Annotated in this window: 16 protein-coding genes; 15 read left to right on the top strand and 1 reads right to left on the bottom strand. The window is 31.1% G+C overall.

The window, feature by feature from the left end; translation table 11 throughout:
- Positions 1 to 66: 66 nt before the first annotated feature.
- The 5 genes from OXH55_RS00980 to OXH55_RS00960 all read left to right on the top strand — a co-directional run bounded on the left by OXH55_RS00980 (position 67) and on the right by OXH55_RS00960 (position 6,955).
- Positions 67 to 1,539, top strand: coding sequence for a cytosine permease (locus tag OXH55_RS00980; RefSeq protein WP_268047535.1), 1,473 nt, complete (start codon positions 67 to 69; stop codon positions 1,537 to 1,539).
- An 11-nt stretch (positions 1,540 to 1,550) separates the two neighbouring features.
- Positions 1,551 to 2,948, top strand: a complete 1,398-nt coding sequence (hydA, locus tag OXH55_RS00975; RefSeq protein ID WP_268047534.1) for a dihydropyrimidinase — start codon at positions 1,551 to 1,553, stop codon at positions 2,946 to 2,948.
- A 42-nt stretch (positions 2,949 to 2,990) separates the two neighbouring features.
- The gene (locus OXH55_RS00970; protein ID WP_268047533.1) at positions 2,991 to 4,220 is read left to right on the top strand and encodes a YgeY family selenium metabolism-linked hydrolase; all 1,230 of its coding nucleotides are present in this window, start codon (positions 2,991 to 2,993) and stop codon (positions 4,218 to 4,220) included.
- Positions 4,221 to 4,254: 34 nt separating this feature from the next.
- Positions 4,255 to 5,238 (top strand): ornithine carbamoyltransferase, encoded by a 984-nt coding sequence (locus OXH55_RS00965; RefSeq protein ID WP_268047532.1) that lies wholly within the window; start codon positions 4,255 to 4,257, stop codon positions 5,236 to 5,238.
- Between the two features lie 247 nt (positions 5,239 to 5,485).
- Positions 5,486 to 6,955, top strand: coding sequence for a sodium:solute symporter family protein (locus tag OXH55_RS00960; RefSeq protein WP_268047531.1), 1,470 nt, complete (start codon positions 5,486 to 5,488; stop codon positions 6,953 to 6,955).
- Between the two features lie 75 nt (positions 6,956 to 7,030).
- Here OXH55_RS00960 and OXH55_RS00955 read toward each other — a convergent pair whose 3' ends face one another.
- Positions 7,031 to 8,395, bottom strand: coding sequence for an 8-oxoguanine deaminase (locus tag OXH55_RS00955; protein ID WP_268047530.1), 1,365 nt, complete (start codon positions 8,393 to 8,395; stop codon positions 7,031 to 7,033).
- Positions 8,396 to 8,817: 422 nt separating this feature from the next.
- On the opposite strand from OXH55_RS00955, the gene OXH55_RS00950 reads away from it, so the two are divergent.
- The 10 genes from OXH55_RS00950 (at position 8,818) to OXH55_RS00905 (ending at position 19,196) form a co-directional block, all read left to right on the top strand.
- The gene (locus OXH55_RS00950; protein WP_268047529.1) at positions 8,818 to 9,801 is read left to right on the top strand and encodes an ornithine carbamoyltransferase; all 984 of its coding nucleotides are present in this window, start codon (positions 8,818 to 8,820) and stop codon (positions 9,799 to 9,801) included.
- Between the two features lie 92 nt (positions 9,802 to 9,893).
- Positions 9,894 to 10,325 (top strand): MOSC domain-containing protein, encoded by a 432-nt coding sequence (locus tag OXH55_RS00945; RefSeq protein WP_268047528.1) that lies wholly within the window; start codon positions 9,894 to 9,896, stop codon positions 10,323 to 10,325.
- Positions 10,326 to 10,640: 315 nt separating this feature from the next.
- Positions 10,641 to 11,984: a uracil-xanthine permease family protein gene (locus OXH55_RS00940; protein WP_268047527.1), complete on the top strand. Its 1,344-nt coding sequence runs from the start codon at positions 10,641 to 10,643 to the stop codon at positions 11,982 to 11,984.
- A 518-nt stretch (positions 11,985 to 12,502) separates the two neighbouring features.
- Positions 12,503 to 13,486, top strand: a complete 984-nt coding sequence (locus OXH55_RS00935; protein ID WP_268047526.1) for an ornithine carbamoyltransferase — start codon at positions 12,503 to 12,505, stop codon at positions 13,484 to 13,486.
- A 1-nt stretch (position 13,487) separates the two neighbouring features.
- The gene (arcC, locus tag OXH55_RS00930; RefSeq protein ID WP_268047525.1) at positions 13,488 to 14,474 is read left to right on the top strand and encodes a carbamate kinase; all 987 of its coding nucleotides are present in this window, start codon (positions 13,488 to 13,490) and stop codon (positions 14,472 to 14,474) included.
- Positions 14,475 to 14,662: 188 nt separating this feature from the next.
- Complete coding sequence (locus OXH55_RS00925) at positions 14,663 to 15,550, top strand: DMT family transporter (RefSeq protein WP_268047524.1); 888 nt, start codon at positions 14,663 to 14,665, stop codon at positions 15,548 to 15,550.
- A 191-nt stretch (positions 15,551 to 15,741) separates the two neighbouring features.
- A complete protein-coding gene (locus OXH55_RS00920; protein WP_268047523.1) occupies positions 15,742 to 16,761 on the top strand; it encodes a molybdopterin-binding protein in 1,020 nt (339 codons plus the stop codon).
- 57 nt (positions 16,762 to 16,818) lie between these two features.
- Positions 16,819 to 17,604: a molybdate ABC transporter substrate-binding protein gene (gene modA, locus OXH55_RS00915; protein WP_268047522.1), complete on the top strand. Its 786-nt coding sequence runs from the start codon at positions 16,819 to 16,821 to the stop codon at positions 17,602 to 17,604.
- A 21-nt stretch (positions 17,605 to 17,625) separates the two neighbouring features.
- Positions 17,626 to 18,429: an ABC transporter permease gene (locus tag OXH55_RS00910; protein ID WP_268047521.1), complete on the top strand. Its 804-nt coding sequence runs from the start codon at positions 17,626 to 17,628 to the stop codon at positions 18,427 to 18,429.
- A gap of 32 nt (positions 18,430 to 18,461) precedes the next feature.
- Positions 18,462 to 19,196 (top strand): ABC transporter ATP-binding protein, encoded by a 735-nt coding sequence (locus OXH55_RS00905; protein ID WP_268047520.1) that lies wholly within the window; start codon positions 18,462 to 18,464, stop codon positions 19,194 to 19,196.
- The last annotated feature ends 6 nt before the right edge of the window (positions 19,197 to 19,202 follow it).

Here is a 19,202-nt window from a genome sequence, read left to right as displayed (position 1 = left end):
AAAAATATAAACATTAAGATTCCTATGGCATCTTTGTGTTACTGTCAAGGGAGAAAGGGGAATTAGATGAGTAACTTTCAGACATTAAATGACGAATTAATAGAAATTACTCACCAGGGGATAGACAGAATAAAACAATATGATAATGTTTACACAGAGGAAACAAAGCCTATAGATTCAAACAAAAGAGATTGGTCAGGATGGAATTTAGGTTCTATATGGATATCCATATTATTTTCAATACCAGGATATATGTTGGTTAGTGGGTTTATAGCTTCTGGTATGAGCTGGAAGCAGGCTCTACTTGTAGTTTTACTAGGACATGGATTGGTAGTTGGTATAACAGTTGTATTAGGACATTTTGGAACTAAATATGGTTTAAGCTATACTTTAGTTTCTAAGATGACCTTTGGACCTAAAGGTAATGTACTTCCAACAATGATAAGAGCACTACTAGGAAGTTTATGGTTTGCACTTCAATGCTGGATTGGTGGTACAGCTTTAAGTTCACTTATAGGAGGAATAATACCTGCTTGGAATAGTGTAGGTCCAAGATATATTATATGTTTCTTCACATTCTTAGGTATGAATATTCTTATAGCAAAAAAAGGATTAAAAGCTATAAAAGTTTTATCAAGCTATGCAATGCCTTTATTGGTTTGTATAGGAGTTGCAACAGTTGTTTGGGCATATAAAATAGCCGGTGGCTTTGGAGCAATCTTTACTCACCAAGCGGCTATGGGAAGCAATATTAATTTTGCAAAATTGTTTATACCAGCTCTAACAGCAGCTATGGCAATTGATGGAACTGTATCGCTTAATATGTGTGATTTTACAAGTCATACAAAATCACAAAAGGAACAAGCACTTGGACAACTTTTACAAATACCTTTTGCAGCATTGAGTGTAGTTTTAATCAGTGTTTGTGGAACAGTTGCTTCTACAATTGCCTTTGGACAGCCAATATGGAGCCCGGCAGATATAGTTGCAAGATTTGATAATCCTATAGTTGTTATTCTTTGTTCACTAGTTATATTGTTCGCTACTACTACAATAAATGTAACAGCTAATTTAGCACCTTCAGGTATAATCGTATCTAACTTATGGCCTAAAAAAGTTAGTTATACAAAAGCTTTAATAGGTATTGCAGCTTTTGCAGTTATACTTCAACCTTGGAAAATGCTTGCTGATCCTAATAGTTATATATTTGAAGTAAATGGAACTCTTGCTACTTTCTTTGGACCTATGCAGGGAATATATTTTGCTTCATACTGGATTGAGCATAAAACAAATATAAATTTAGTTGATGTATATAGAAATGATGGAGGAAGATATTATTACTCCGATGGATGGAATAAGTCAGCTGTAGCTATTTTACTTATAACTACTATGGTAATTATAGCAGGGAAGTTTGTACCAACTTTAAGAATAGTATTCGATAGCTCATACTTATTTGGATTCATAGTAGGTATGGTAGGTTATAGCATATTTAAAAAGTCAACAAATGAAGAGGTTTACAATGAAAGAAAAGCAAGTTAGGGTGATGATATATGACTACAATTATAAAAAATGGAACTATAGTAACTGCTAGTGATACCTATCTTGGAGATATATATATCGAAGATGGGATCATTAAAGAAATTGGTGTTCAATTAAAAAAAGATTGTGAAATTGTAATTGATGCAAAAGGTAAATATGTAATTCCAGGTGGAGTAGATGTACATACTCATCTCAATTTGGATGTAGGAATTGCAGTAGCAAATGATGATTTCTATACAGGAACAGTAGCAGCAGCTTGTGGAGGTACAACATGTGTAGTTGATCATATGGGATTTGGACCTAAAGGCTGTAATTTGCATCATCAAGTTGGTGTATATCATGGATATGCAGAAGGTAAGGCAGTAATAGATTATAGCTTTCATGGAGTTATTCAGCATGTAAATGATAACGTTTTGGATGAGATGAATGAAATTGTAAATGAGGAAGGAATTCCAAGTTTTAAAATTTATTTAACTTATGATTATAAAGTAAGTGATGAAGGAGCTTTAAAAGTTCTTTTACAATTGAAAAAACTTGGAGGAATGACAACAGTTCATCCAGAAAATCATGATGCGGTAAATTATTTTAGAAATTTATTTGTAAAGCAGGGGAAAACATCTCCTATATATCATGCTTTAAGCAGACCTGCTGAATGTGAAGTAGAAGCTATAAGTAGAATGATAAATTTAGCTGCATTAGCGGATAATGCTCCATTATACATTGTTCATTTATCAAATGAGCTTGGACTTAAGTATATAAAAATAGCACAAGATAGAGGACAGGAAGTATATGCAGAAACTTGTCCACAATATTTGCTATTAGATGAAGAAAAGTATAATGAACCAAATAACCAAGGACTGAAATATATAATGAGCCCGCCACTTAGAAAAAAATATAATCAAGATTTTTTATGGAAAGGCATTAAAGATGGAAATATTCAAGTTATAGCAACAGATCATTGTCCATTTGCTTTTAATAAAGATAAGCAAATGGGAAAAGATGATTTTACAAAGTGTCCAAATGGAGTTCCAGGTATTGAAGAAAGAATACCTCTTATGTTCTCCGAGGGAGTAATGAAAGGCAGAATAAGTATCAATCGCTTTGTAGATGTGTGCTGTACAACTCCTGCAAAAATCTTTGGGGTATATCCAAAAAAAGGAGCTATACAAGTAGGTGCAGATGCTGACATAGTCTTGATAGATCCAAATAAAGAAGTAACTTTAACTAAAGATATACTTCATGCAAATGTAGATTATACAGCTTATGAAGGAATTAAGTTAAAAGGATATCCTGTACTTACTATGAGCAGAGGAAAGGTAATAGTTAAAGATAATGTGTTCATAGGAGAAAAAGGATATGGAAAATTTATAAAACGACAAAAAAATATGTATAAAAATAATTTTATATAAAAACAAATTAAAAAATATTAATAATATTAGGGGGAGTTATAAATGTCAAAAGATTATAAAGTACAAGAAATATTAAAATTAGCAGAACAATATAAACCAGAAATGAGCAAATTCTTAAGAGATATGATAGCTATTCCAAGTGAAAGTTGTGATGAAGAAAAGGTAGTATTAAGAATAAAACAAGAAATGGAAAAAGTAGGATTTGATAAAGTAGAAATAGACCCTATGGGAAATATTTTAGGATACATTGGACATGGAAAACACATTATTGCTATGGATGCACACATAGATACAGTTGGTATTGGTGATGCAAACCTATGGAACTACAATCCATATGAAGGTTATGAAGACGAAGAAATCATATTAGGAAGAGGAGCTAGTGACCAAGAAGGCGGAATGGCTTCAATGGTTTATGCTGGAAAAATAATCAAAGACCTTGGAATTGAAGATGATTATACATTAGTAGTAGTAGGATCAGTTCAAGAAGAAGATTGTGATGGATTATGCTGGCAATACATTATTAATGAAGATAAATTAAAACCAGAATTTGTTGTTTCAACTGAACCAACTTCTTGCAATATCTATAGAGGACAAAGAGGAAGAATGGAGATCAAAGTAACAACTCATGGTGTAAGCTGCCACGGTTCTGCTCCAGAAAGAGGAGATAATGCAATATTCAAAATGGCTCCAATTTTAAATGAATTAAAAGCTTTAAATGAAAACTTAATGGATAATGATTTCTTAGGAAAAGGTACTTTAACAGTATCAGAAATATTCTTCTCATCTCCATCAAGATGTGCTGTTGCTGATGGATGTACAATTTCTATAGACAGAAGATTAACAGATGGAGAAACTTGGGAATATGCTCTTCAACAAATAAGAAATCTTCCATCTGTAAAAGCAGCTGAAGCCGATGTTGAAATGTACACTTATGAAAGACCAGCTTATACAGGATTAGTATATCCTACAGAATGCTATTTCCCAACATGGGTTTTACCAGAAGAACATAAAGTATGTGATACATTAGTAGATGGTTATAAACAATTATTTGATCATGAACCACTAGTTGATAAATGGACATTCTCAACTAATGGAGTTTCAATAATGGGTAGATATGGAATTCCAGTTATAGGTTTTGGACCAGGACATGAAGACCAAGCACATGCTCCAAATGAAAAAACATGGAAGAGTGAACTTGTAAAATGTGCAGCAATGTATGCTATTATTCCAAGCTTATATGTAAATGAACATGCAAATAAAGAAGAAAAATAATAAAATTATTAAATAAACTTGAGGGGGAAAAATAATGCAAACAGTATTTAGAGGAAGACACTTTATAACTTTAGAGGATTTTAGTAAAGAAGAAGTAGAAACAATGTTAGAGGTTTCTTCAGACCTTAAAAAGAAAATGGCTATGGGAATTGAAACTCCATATTTACCATATAAAACAATGTTTTTAATGTTCTTTGAACAATCAACAAGAACAAGAAATTCAATGGAAGCAGGTATAGCACAATTAGGAGGACACGGAAACTATCTAGATACAAGTACAATGCAAGTATCACACGGAGAAGTAGCTAAAGATACAGCAGTAATTCTTTCAAGATTTGGTCATGGTATAGCATGCAGAAACTGTTTCTGGGAAGTAGGAAATAAATATTTAAGAGAAATGGCAGAACATTCTTCAGTACCAGTAATGAACCTACAATGTGATTTATATCATCCAATGCAAGGTTTAGCTGACTTAATGACAATAAAAGAAAAATTTGGAGATACAAGACGTAAGAAAGTATCAATAATCTGGGCATATGCAACAACTCATAAAAAACCAATATCAGTGCCATTAACACAAGCATTATTATTCCCAAGATTCGGAATGGATGTAACATTAGCATATCCAGAAGGATATGATCTACCAGATTGGGTAATCGAAAAAGCTAAGAAGAATGCAGAAGAAAATGGTGGAACATTTACAATAACTCACAACATGGAAGAAGCATACAAAAATGCAGATGTAGTTATTCCTAAGAACTGGGGAAGTTGGGTTAACAACCAAAGCGATGATGTTGTAGATGATTTATTAGAATCATATAAAGGATGGAAATGTACAGAAGAAATGATGGCACTTACAAATCCAGGATCAATTTACATGCACGCATTACCAGCAGACAGAAACAACGAAGTTGAGGATTCAGTAATAGATGGACCTCACTCAGTAGTTTATGATGAAGCAGAAAATAGAATTCACACAGCAAAAGCTGTTATGGCTCTTACTATGGGTGGAAAATAAGAATATTTTAAAAATAAAAAACAGATTATGGCATTAGGCTGTAATCTGTTTTTATTTTTTATTATAAATTATTTTGTATAAGTTCAAATTTAGAAAGTAATTAAAATAAGATTTTACATGTATTAAAGCTTAAAATGAATTATCTATAGGTATTTATGCTTTAACTTGTGAATATTAATAGATACGTGTGATTTCTTAGTAAAAGAAAATTACTTTGAAAATATATGTGGTTAAGGGGGAAGGGATAGTGATAGGAAATTATATAGTTATGGGCATAGTTATTATTTATCTTGGAATTATGCTATTTATTGGATGGTATTCTTCTAAAAAAATAGACAATAATGAAGACTTTATGGTAGCTGGTCGTCGTTTAGGACCTATAATGATGGCTGGAACATTGGCTGCCACAGAAATAGGAGGAGGAAGTTCGCTGGGAGTTGTTGAAAAAGCATATGGAGATTGGGGTATGAGTGCTGCATGGTATGTACTAACAATGGTTGTTACATTTATTATTTTAGCATTTCTTGCACCTAAATTACGTAATGCTATGGTGAAGACAGTTCCAGAATTTTTTAGAAGAAGATATGGAAAAGCACCAGGAGTAGTAACAGCAATAATAATGATATTACCACTTATAGGATTAACAGCAATACAATTTACAGCTTCAGCTGTTGTGTTATCTGTTATGACAGGATTATCATACAAAATTTCTGTAATAATTGTATCAACTATAGTAACTATATATTCAGTTTTAGGTGGATTATGGAGTGTTACTTTAACTGATTTTATTCAGATGTTTTTAATAGTAGTAGGAATGTTATTAGCAGTTCCTTTTGCACTTAAAACTGCTGGTGGTTGGTCTAGTGTTACAAGTGTAATACCTCCTGAAAAACTTACACTAACAGGTGGAATAGGGATAAAGACTATAATTTCTTTGATTGTTATGTACACAACATCATTTGCAGTAGGGCAGGAAGCTGTACAGAGATATTATGCAGCAAGAGATGGAAAAGCTGCAGTTCAAGGTTCTCTTATAGCAGGTGGAGTTTATATTATATTTGCATTTATTCCAGCTATATTAGGGTTAGCAGCATTTTCTATGGTTAAGAATGGAACTATTGATGGAGCTGCAATAATGGCTAATGGAGCAAGATATGCACTTCCAACTTTAGCTATTCAAACCATGCCACCTGTATTGGTAGGCTTATTATTTGCAGGGTTAATTTCAGCAACTATGTCAAGTGCAGATTCTGATTTACTTGGAGCTGGTTCAATATTTGCCAATGATATATACAAGGTTTATATTAATAAAAATGCTAAAGATAAACAAACTCTTAAAGTTACACAAATTACTATGATAATTGTAGGTATATTTGGAATGATAGTTGCACTAACAAATACAAAGAGTATTATTACTGTATTAATGTTTTCTTTTGCACTAAGAGCTGGTGGGGGATTTATTCCATATATAGTAGGTCATTATTGGAAAAAAGCAAGTTGTGCTGGAGCTATGGCGTCTGTTATTGTAGGAAGTATAGTAGTACTTTTAGTTCAATATAATGTTGTATCCTTCTTTGGATTAGATCCTATTTTTCCAGCATTAGTATTTAGTTTTTTAGTATTTATGGTATTTAGCAATATGTTTCCAAATAAGAGAAATACTACTCAATTAGTAGCAGAAGGACAAGTACACGAGAATAATGAAATAATGAAGTAATAATATTAAGACTAGGCATATGGTTGTTCAAATATACCTAGTCTTTCATACATAATTATTTACATACTGTATAAATTAACGGTGTTCTCTTTCATATTTAACAATATCACTAGCGATTTTATGAGCTTCTGTTCTAATTTTTTCAGTATTCATTGTAAGTAATATACCATCTTTAACCACAACTTTTCCGTTTACTATGGTCATTTTTACTAAACTAGTGTTTCCACAAGTAACTAATCCTACTAGTGGATCATGGCATCCAGCATAAGCTACATCAGTAAGGTCAAATAGAACAATATCAGCTGCTTTGCCCCTTTCTAATATTCCTATGTCATCTCTGCCAAGAACTTCTGCTCCACCCCTTGTAGCTACTTTTAGCATTTCATAAGCATTTAAACCATCAGTACCATATTTTAAATGATTTAATAAATATGCTCTACGAACTTCTTCCCACATATTAGAACCGTCATTGGAAGCGCTTCCATCTACTGCAATACTAACTTTCACTCCAGCTTTAAGAAGTTCTGTAGTAGGACATATACCACTATTTAATTTCATATTAGAAGACGGACAATGAGCTACTCCAGAACCTTTTAGTGTTTCCATTTCTTTTTCATTTAAGTGGATTACATGAGCAAACCATACATCAGGTCCAATCCATCCTAATTCTTCCATTAATTCTACTGGTCTTCTCCCATATCTTTCAATACAGAAATTTTCTTCATCCTTAGTTTCAGCTAAGTGAGTATGTAACATAACTCCTTTTTTTCTAGCTAAATCTCTTGCTTGTATCATAAGTTCCTTACTTACTGAAAATGGAGAGCAAGGTGCTAAAGCTATTCTTTGCATAGCAAATTTACTATTATCATGATACTTATTTATTAGTCTCTCCGAATCTTCTAATATTGCTTCTTTTTTTTGGACTACACAGTCAGGTGGTAGTCCACCATCGCTTCTACCAAGAGACATTGAACCACGAGTGGCATGAAAACGTATTCCTATTTGAGATGCTGCTCTTAATTGGTCATCTATAAGAGTACCAGGTTTATTTTCTGGAAATACATAATGATGATCCATAGTAGTTGTACATCCAGTTCTTAGCAATTCACTAAATCCTACTAAAGCTCCATAATGTACTGCTTCAGGAGTTAGGTGTTTCCAAAATTCATATAATCCTACTAACCAAGGGAATAGAGGCTTTTCTTGAACTTCTTGAATTCCTCTAAAAAGAGTTTGATAAAGATGATGGTGGGTATTAACAAAGCCAGGTAATGCCATAAGATTTGAACAATCAATGATTTCAACATTTTCATCTACGGAAATATTTTTTCCTATAGATACAATTTCATTATTGTTTACAAGGATGTCTACTCCGTTAAGGATTTCATCTTTGTCGTTAAAGGTAACTACTTGAGAAATGTTTTTTAATAACATAGACATTTTATGTCTCCCCCTTATTTTAAAACTTATTTTGAATAAAATTAATTTCTATTATATGTTAAAAATATGAAAAATTCAATTAATTTAGAAAGGTTTACCAAAATGATAAAAATTATTATTTTGATAAACTTACTTTCAGCATATATATGTGTAGCAATAAAAAATGTATAGGAAAAAAATAATTATCATTTTGATAAAAAAATTTATTTAAGCTGGAAGAAATAAAATGCCTTATGTATTGAAAAATCAGGGATTTATCTTGAATTTAAAATTGGCATGAATAGTGCTTAATTATCAATGAGTAGTAAATACATATAAAAGCTATATGTTATAGGGTTATATTTACTAGGAATTAAAATTTAGAAACTTAATTTTTTACAATAATAACAAAAATCAAAAACAAACTTAAAGGAGGAAAAATAATGCAAACAGTATTTAGAGGAAGACATTTTATAACTTTAGAGGATTTTAGTAAAGAAGAAGTAGAAACAATGTTAGAGGTTTCTTCAGATCTTAAAAAGAAAATGGCTATGGGAATTGAAACTCCATATTTACCATATAAAACAATGTTCTTAATGTTCTTTGAACAATCAACAAGAACAAGAAATTCAATGGAAGCAGGTATAGCACAATTAGGAGGACACGGAAATTATCTAGATACAAGTACAATGCAAGTATCACATGGAGAAGTAGCTAAAGATACAGCAGTAATTCTTTCAAGATTTGGTCATGGCATAGCATGCAGAAATTGTTTCTGGGAAGTAGGAAATAAATATTTAAGAGAAATGGCAGAACATTCATCAGTACCAGTAATGAACCTACAATGTGATTTATATCATCCAATGCAAGGTTTAGCTGACTTAATGACAATAAAAGAAAAATTCGGAGATACAAAACGCAAGAAAGTATCAATAATCTGGGCATATGCAACAACTCATAAAAAACCAATATCAGTACCATTAACACAAGCATTATTATTCCCAAGATTCGGAATGGATGTAACATTAGCATATCCAGAAGGATATGATTTACCAGATTGGGTAATCGAAAAAGCTAAGAAGAATGCAGAAGAAAATGGTGGAACATTCACAATAACTCACAACATGGAAGAAGCATACAAAAATGCAGATGTAGTTATTCCTAAGAACTGGGGAAGCTGGGTTAACAATCAAAGCGATGCAGTTGTAGATGATTTATTAGAATCATATAAAGGATGGAAATGTACAGAAGAAATGATGGCACTTACAAATCCAGGATCAATATACATGCACGCATTACCAGCAGACAGAAACAATGAAGTTGAGGATTCAGTAATAGATGGACCTCACTCAGTAGTTTATGATGAAGCAGAAAATAGAATTCACACAGCAAAAGCTGTTATGGTTCTTACTATGGGTGGAAAATAATATCTAAAATTAAGGGGAGAAATAACTCCTCTTTTTAGATAACAAATAAAAATAGTTAAATATAAAATCTCTTAAAATGTGGAGGAAAAGTTATGGCAAAGGTTGTGGCAGTTAACATAAGTGAAACAAAAGGTGTAGTAAAACGCCCTATTGAAAAAGGTTTTTTTAAGAAAAAGCACGGACTTGAAGGAGATGCCCATGCAGGAGATTGGCATAGACAAGTAAGTCTTCTTGCACAAGAAAGTATAGATAAAATGAAAAAAATGGGAGTAGAGTTATCTGTAGGAGATTTTGCTGAGAATATAACTACAGAAGGTATAGTACTTTACAAACTTCCAGTGGGAACAAAATTAAAAATTGGAGAAACTGAAATGGAGGTAAGTCAAATAGGGAAAAAATGCCATGAAGGTTGTGAAATTAAAAAAAAGGTTGGATATTGTATAATGCCAAAAGAAGGTATATTTACAATAGTACTTAAAGAAGGATATATTAAACCAGGTGATGAAATAGAAATTATTGAATAATAAAATATTTATGAAGTAAATAATTCATTCTATAAGAGTGAATTATTTTTTATAAGAAAAATGGAAACGTTTTCTAAAAGTGAAATTAAAATAGAAAGCCATATAGTAAAAAACAGTATTATTTACCCAATATTGTTTGTAATAAAATTAAATCAATACACAAATTTTTCGAAAATTTTTAATCTTTAAATTATTGGGAGGAAGGACGGGAAAGGTGGAGGGTTAATTAACATTTTGGTATTTAGCATATTTTTTACTATTCAATCTATATTTGTGAGATGTTTTTTTGTTTAGGGTAAAAAGGGGGAGTTAAATGTGTCAATAGAAAACGAAAAAAGCGATTTAATATATCAGCTTGACGAGAAACCACCTTTAAAAATTTCAATATTATTAGCATTTCAAACTATTTTAACAGGATTTGGTGGAATTGTGGCTGTTCCTTTGGTTATTGCAGGAGCTTTGGGACTTCCATTTCAAGAAGTTACTTTTTGGGTGAGTTGTGCTTTATTTGTTGCAGGTATAGTAACTATTGTTCAATCCCGAGGTGTAGGAAAAATTGGTTCGAGGTTGCCTGTTATAATGGGAACATCTTTTGCCTTTGTTGGGGTTTCTATAACAGTTGGAAAAAATTACGGCATAGGTGCAATATTTTGTGCAACTATAGTAGGTGCTTTAGTTGAAGTTATTTTAAGTCAATTCATTAAACCATTAAAAAGATTTTTACCCCCTGTAGTAACTGGTACAGTAGTTACTTTAATAGGATTGACAATTATACCTGTAGCAATAGATTGGTTGGCAGGAGGCTTTGGAACACCTAATTATGGTTCAATAAAGAATATAGTGGTTGGACTTATTGTAATGATAATCATCATTGCATTAAATCAATTTGGAAATGAATTTGTAAGTTCAGCTTCTATAGTTATAGGAATTGTTTGTGGATATATTTTAGCAGCTTTTACTGGAATGTTGGATTTAAGTTCTGTAGGTTCAGCTTCAATATTTTCATTTCCACGTCCATTTAAATATGGAATTAATTTTAGTGTACCTGCAATTCTAGCTTTTATCCCTGTTTATTTAGCTACTACAGTTGAAACTGTAGGAGATACTTTAGCAATTGGTGCAGCCTGTGAACACGAAGTTTCTGGAGAGGAACTGGGAAGAGGAGTTCTTTGTGATGGTGTTGGGAGTATGTTAGCAGGTATATTTAATGCAGGTGCTAATACAACTTTTAGCCAATGTACAGGACTTATAACTGTTACTGGAGTAGCTAGCAGATTTGTAGCAATATTAGCAGGTGCTTTACTAATAGTAGCTGGATTAATACCTAAATTTGGAGCAGTTGTAGCAGCAATGCCTAATCCAGTTTTAGGTGGCGCAGGAATAATAATGTTTGGAATGATAGCTGGTGCTGGAATTAAAATGTTAGGAGAAATTGATTTTAATAAAAGAAATATGTTGGTTGTATCTGTTTCATTGACATTAGGTTTAGGTGTAATATTTAGACCAGATATATTAACTAATTTTCCGACTGCAATTCAAACAATATTTGGTTCGGGTGTAACTACTGGAACTATTTCTGCAATATTATTAAATATAATTTTACCTAAAAATCTTGCAAGAAATAAAAATATAGATGAAAAGCAAAATATTGATGCTTAATTTTAGTTATGCGCAAATAAAATTATAATTTGAATTATTTATAACAATAAAAGTTATCTCACAAATATATGTTTGAATAGTTAGAATATGATAAATTACATATTACTATTTAAAAATATAGTAAATAACTTAATATGGTTTAAAAGATGTAAATTAAGTTTTTCACACACTTTAATTTACATCTTTTTCCATATTAAAGTATGTAAAAAGTATACAAAATGAAATTTACCAAAATGATAAAATTTATTATTTTGATAAATTTATATTTAGCATATATATGTGTAGCAGTAAAAAATATATATGTATGAAAAAATTATCGTTTTGATAATTTTTTTTTTATTTCATAAGAAAAATAAAACGCCTTAATTACTAAAGATTAGAAGAATTTACAGTATTAATAAAGTTGGCATGAATAGTGCTAATGTTATAAGAAGAGTTATAAATAAAAAATTATTGGTTTAAAATGGGTAAGAAAACTATTGGCGAAAATTACAAAACAAATTTAAGGGGGAAAAATAATGCAAACAGTATTTAGAGGAAGACACTTTATAACTTTAGAGGATTTTAGTAAAGAAGAAGTAGAAACAATGTTAGAGGTTTCTTCAGATCTTAAAAAGAAAATGGCTATGGGAATTGAAACTCCATATTTACCATATAAAACAATGTTCTTAATGTTCTTTGAACAATCAACAAGGACAAGAAATTCAATGGAAGCAGGTATAGCACAATTAGGAGGACACGGAAATTATCTAGATACAAGTACAATGCAAGTATCACATGGAGAAGTAGCTAAAGATACAGCAGTAATTCTTTCAAGATTTGGTCATGGCATAGCATGCAGAAATTGTTTCTGGGAAGTAGGAAATAAATATTTAAGAGAAATGGCAGAACATTCATCAGTACCAGTAATGAACCTACAATGTGATTTATATCATCCAATGCAAGGTTTAGCTGACTTAATGACAATAAAAGAAAAATTCGGAGATACAAAACGCAAGAAAGTATCAATAATCTGGGCATATGCAACAACTCATAAAAAACCAATATCAGTACCATTAACACAAGCATTATTATTCCCAAGATTCGGAATGGATGTAACATTAGCATATCCAGAAGGATATGATTTACCAGATTGGGTAATCGAAAAAGCTAAGAAGAATGCAGAAGAAAATGGTGGAACATTCACAATAACTCACAACATGGAAGAAGCATACAAAAATGCAGATGTAGTTATTCCTAAGAACTGGGGAAGCTGGGTTAACAACCAAAGCGATGCAGTTGTAGATGATTTATTAGAATCATACAAAGGATGGAAGTGTACAGAAGAAATGATGGCACTTACAAATCCAGAATCAATATACATGCACGCATTACCAGCAGACAGAAACAACGAAGTTGAGGATTCAGTAATAGACGGACCTCACTCAGTAGTTTATGATGAAGCAGAAAACAGAATTCACACAGCAAAAGCTGTTATGGTTCTTACTATGGGGGGGAAATAGAATGAAAATAGTTTTAGCACTAGGAGGAAATGCACTTCAAGCAAATCCTAAAGATGCGTCTGCAAATAGCCAATTAATTACATGTAAGGAAACAGCTAAATCTATAGTTGATTTAATACAAGAAGGACATACGGTTTCAATTGTACATGGCAATGGACCACAAGTTGGACAAATATTAAGCTCTATAGAAGGCGGACATAAATTTAATCCTAAAGTAAATCAGCTTATGCCTTTTGATGTTTGTGGAGCTTATTCACAAGGATATATAGGATATCATTTGCAAAATTCTATAGAAACAGAATTAAGAAAAAGAAATATTAAAAAATCTGTGGGTACAGTTATAACTCAAGTATTAGTTAATAAAAATGATAATGGTTTCCAAAACCCAACTAAGCCAATAGGATCATTCTATTCAAAAGAAGAATCAGAAAAGCTTGCAGAAGAAAATGGATATGTTATGAAAGAAGATGCAGGACGTGGATATAGAAGAGTTGTAGCATCTCCAAAACCATTAGATATAGTTGAAAAAGATACAATTAAGTCAATGTTAAATGCAGGAATAGTAACAATATCTTGTGGAGGCGGCGGTGTGCCAGTAATAGATCAAGAGGGAGAAATAAAAGGTGTACCAGCAGTTATAGATAAAGATTTTGCAGCAGAAAAATTAGCAGAAATAATTGATGCAGATATGCTTTTAATATTAACTGCTGTAGATAGAGTATGTGTAAACTTCAATAAACCTAATCAAAAAGAATTAGCAGAAATCAATTTAGAAGAAGTAGATAAATATATAGAAGAAGGACAATTTGCACCAGGAAGTATGCTTCCTAAAGTAGAAGCAGCTAAAAAGTTTGTTCAATTTGGTGAAGATAAAATTTCTTTAATAGCTTCACTTGAAAACGCTAAGGATGCTATAAAGGGTTCAACAGGTACAAGAATAGTAAATAGTAAAGCAGCTTCAAAAGAAATAGCAGCATCAGAAGAATAATAAATATAAGAATACTAAAAAATAAAATAATAGGTAGTAACAAAAATTACAATTTGGAAAATTCGATAAATTGGTATTTGATATAAAAATAACTGTTGAATTTCAGCAGTTGTTTTTATATAATTCTTAAAATATTTAATGATAGTAAAAATCATACTGAATAGATGAAGGACAGTAGAGGTGAGTTTATGAAAAAAATAAAGATTACATATGTTGATTTCGTGTTATTATTTGTTGCTCTGTTATGGGGAGTGAATCCTGTTATAGTTAAAGTAGGAATGAAATACATACCACCTCTGTCGTTTAATACTATGAGAATGTTAATTGCAAGCATATTTTGTTGGGTTATTCTATATTTATCTAAAACGTATAAAAAAATGGACAAAAGCGATTTAAAGAAAATGTTTTGCTTGGGTTTCTTTGGATATTTTATATATCAAGTGGGTTTTATTATAGGAATTGATAATACTACAGCAGGTAATACGTCACTAATAGTTGGAATGCTACCTATAAGTATAGCTTTGATAAATAAGATTTTTAAGATTGAAGAGATTACACCTAAAATGGTTTTGGGAATTGTTTTGTCTTTTGTAGGTGTTTTATTAATTATTTTAGGTTCAGGACATCAATTAAGAATTTCGCATGCAGATATAAAAGGAGGAATGTTTCTTTTACTAGGACAGTTTGCACTTGGATATTATACAGTATTTTCAAAACCATTACTAAAAAAATATTCAAATATTCAAATAACAGCTTGTTTTCTATCAATAGCTACTTTTTTCTTTCTTATTGCAAATTTTAAAAATATAACAGGAGTTAATTGGAAAGCAGTACCTGTATCAGGATGGATGAGTAATATTTTTTCAGGAGCAGTTTCTATGTGTATAGGGAATGTATTATGGATTTGGGGTGTTAAACAAGTAGGAAGTATTAGAACTTCTTTATATAACAACATGGCACCTGTATTTACAATAATTGTAGGATACATATTTATTGGAGAATCTTTTGGAATAGTAAAGGGTATAGGGGCGATAATAATATTTATTGGTATGTATTTTACAAAATTTTACATATAACCCATATAATTTTATGAAAAATATTGATGATTTATCAAAAATAGGTTATAATACTATTAAATTGTAATATAGTACAAGCTTGAATGTATCACTAATCGACATATATATGCACCAAATATTTAGAATTGTCTAAAAATATAAAATATTTATAAATTTAAATAAATTATTGTATTAAATGAGGTGATGTTAAAATGAAAAAAATTAGAGTAGAAGATGCAGTAGGAACAGTATTAGTACATGATTTAACTAGAATTGTCCCAGGAGAATTTAAAGGACCTGTTTTTAGAAAGGGACATATTATTAAAGAAGAGGATGTAGAGTTATTAAAAAGCAGTGGAAAAAATCATATCAATGTTATAGAGTTATCAGAAAATCAAGTTCATGAAAATGAAGCTGCTGAGAGAATTGCTAAGTCAGCAGTGGGGGATAGCATTTATCTTAAAGGACCAGCAGAGGGAAAAATACAATTTAAAGCTAAAAGAAGAGGTGTACTGAAAATAAACTTAGAGGCTTTAACTGCTATTAATGATATTGGTTCTCTAACTTTAGCAACACTTCATAATAACACATTAGTTGAAGAAAATCAGGCTGTTGCGGCAACAAGAGCAATACCTTTAGTTATAGAAAATGAAAAAATAAAAAAAGTAGAAAATATATGTAAAACAATGGGACAAGTTGTTAGCATAAAAGAAATCAAGAATTTAAAGGTTGGAGTTATTATAACAGGTACAGAAGTGTATGAAGGCAGAATAGAAGATAAATTTGCTCCTGTTTTAAAAGAAAAGATTAAGTACTATGGATGTACGCTTGTAAAGATAGTTTATGCTCCAGATAATAGAGAAAAGATAGAAGAAGGAATAAAAGAGCTTATAGAAGATGGAGCGGAAGTAGTTTTAGCAACTGGAGGTATGTCAGTAGATGCAGATGATGTAACACCAATTGCTATAGAAAATGTTGCCGATGAAGTAGTATCATATGGAGCACCTGCATTACCAGGAAATATGCTAATGCTTGCGTATCGTGGAAATACTGCTATATTTGGAATACCAGGAGCAGGAATGTATTTTAAAACAACATCTTTTGATTTAGTATTCCCAAGAGTATTAGCACGTGAGAGATTAACAAAGAAAGATATAACCTCTCTAGCTCATGGAGGATTATGTTTAATGTGTAAAAAATGTATATATCCAGCCTGTCCGTTTGGTAAGTAAACGATTTAGAAACGTATAAAAGTAACATATTAATAATTAGAAGGAAGGCGCATTTGGGTGTTTAGATTAAAAAAATATTTAGTTGTTTTATTAGCTGTTATGTTTGGAGCTATTTCTTTAGCAGGATGTAGTAATGAAAAGCAAACTAGTAAACAGGCTCAAAAACAATCGTTACTTATTTATTGTGGTGCTGCCCTAAGAAAACCTATGGATGAAGTAGGGAAGCTATTTGAGAAAAAATATGGAGTAGAAATAAAATATACGTATGGTGCCTGTGCACAAAATTTAAATCAGATTCAAGTTAGTAAAGAAGGGGATGTCTACATTCCAGGATCACTTTACTATTATAAAGTTACAAAGGAGAAAAAATTATCTGATTATAAAAAAGATGTAGCATATCATAGACCAGTTATAGCTGTTCCTAAAGAAAATCCTAAAGGAATAAAGAATTTAGAAGATTTATCAAAAGCAGAAGTGAAGATAATATTAGGAGATAAATCAACAGCTGTAGGAAAAGTTTCAAAGAAAATATTAGATAAGAATAAATTATACGATAAAGTTATGAAAAATGTAACTGCTACAACAGCAACAGCAAATGAAATAGTAGTGGATTTAAAAATGAAACAGGGAGATGCCGCTATTTTATGGGAAGAGAATGCAATTGATACAGAAGATATAAAAGCTATTCAAATTCCAGAAGATAAAAATATGATAAATACCATACCAGTATGTGTTCTTAATAGTTCAAAGGATAAAGAGTTATCCAAGAAATTTGTTGATTTTGTTGTATCTAGTGAAGGAAAGGATATTTTTAAGAAGTACGGATTTAAAACTATAGAATAAAAAACGAGAGGATTGTTAAACATGAGAGGAAAACTGAATAATTCTCGTAATATTATATTTGTGGGAATTATTTCTGTATTTACAGCTTTTTTATTAGGATTAATAATTTTAGCTATCTCTATGGTTTTAATAAAAGGTTTACCAAATTTAAAGACAAGCTTTCAAACGCCGGAAATAAAATTTGCATTAAAATTAAGTCTTTATACTTCTATAATTTCAACCTTGTTGTGTATAGTATTTGCAGTTCCAATAGCTTATGGTTTAGTTCGGTTTAACTTTTGGGGAAAGAGAATAGTAAATACTATAATAGATATACCTATAGCACTTCCTCAAAATGTTGCTGGTATTGCTTTACTTATTCTTTTTGGCAATACTGGATTTGGGCAATATCTTGAAGCGTTAGGTTTGAAATTTGTATTTACATCAAAAGGAATAATAATTGCTCAGTTTTTTGTAAATGTTCCTTATATGATAAGAATTTTAAAGTCTACAATAGCGGATATTGATCCTAGAATGGAGTTTATATCTAGAACACTAGGATGTTCTAGAGCACAATCTTTTTTAAAAGTAACTCTTCCATTAGCACAAAACGGATTTGTAGCAAGTATAGTTATAACATGGGCAAGGGCTTTAGGAGCATTTGGTGCCGTTTTGATGATTGCAGGTGCTACTAGAATGAAAACAGAAACTCTTCCAGTATCCTTATATTTAAATTTATCTTGTGGAGACCTAGAAGCAGCATTAGCTGTTGCAACTATACTTATAATAATTTCTATATTGTCATTAGTTATTTTTGAATTCTTGGGGAATGAAAAAGTATGCTGAATTCTTTCTAAAGTGGTATAAGGAGGAATAAGATGTTAAGGATTGAGAATCTATATAAAAGATTAGGAAATTTTCAACTTAAAGATATAAACCTTAATATAAATGAAGGAGAATACTTTGTAATATTAGGACCAACTGGAACTGGTAAAAGTGTTGTTTTAGAAGTTATAGCAGGATTGTATAAACCTGATGAAGGACATTTCTATTTCCAGGGAAAAGATTTGAGTAGGGAGTATCCTGAAAATAGAGAACTAGGTTTTGTATATCAAGACTATCTATTATTTCCACACTTATCTGTTAAAGAAAATATAATTTTTGGGTTAAAGCAAAAGAAAATTCCTAAAAATCAAATTGAATATAAATTAGATGAGATAGTTTCAATGTTTAAAATAGAGCATTTACTGAATAGGCGTCCAACCACTCTTAGTGGAGGAGAACAACAAAGAGTTGCTATAGCAAGGGCTCTCATTACATCACCTAAAATACTTTTAATGGATGAACCATTAAGTTCATTAGATCCTTCAACAAAGGGTGAATTTCTTAATATGTTAAGAGGAATACATGAAAAGAGACAGAATACAGTGATACATGTTACTCATGATTTTAATGTAGCCTTATATCTAGCAGATAGAATAGCTATAATGAAGGACGGAGAAATAGTACAGGTGGGAACACCTAAAGAGATATTTAAAAAGCCTAACTCTACTTTTGTTGCTAAATTTATAGGTATAGAAAATACTTTTAATTCAGCAAAGTACGCACTTTAAAGGAGG

It is taken from the genome of Clostridium ganghwense, assembly GCF_026735165.1.
In the GTDB taxonomy this organism is placed as follows: domain Bacteria; phylum Bacillota; class Clostridia; order Clostridiales; family Clostridiaceae; genus Clostridium_H; species Clostridium_H ganghwense.
Note: the sequence above shows the minus strand (reverse complement) of the source record. Positions and strands in the feature narration are given on the sequence as shown.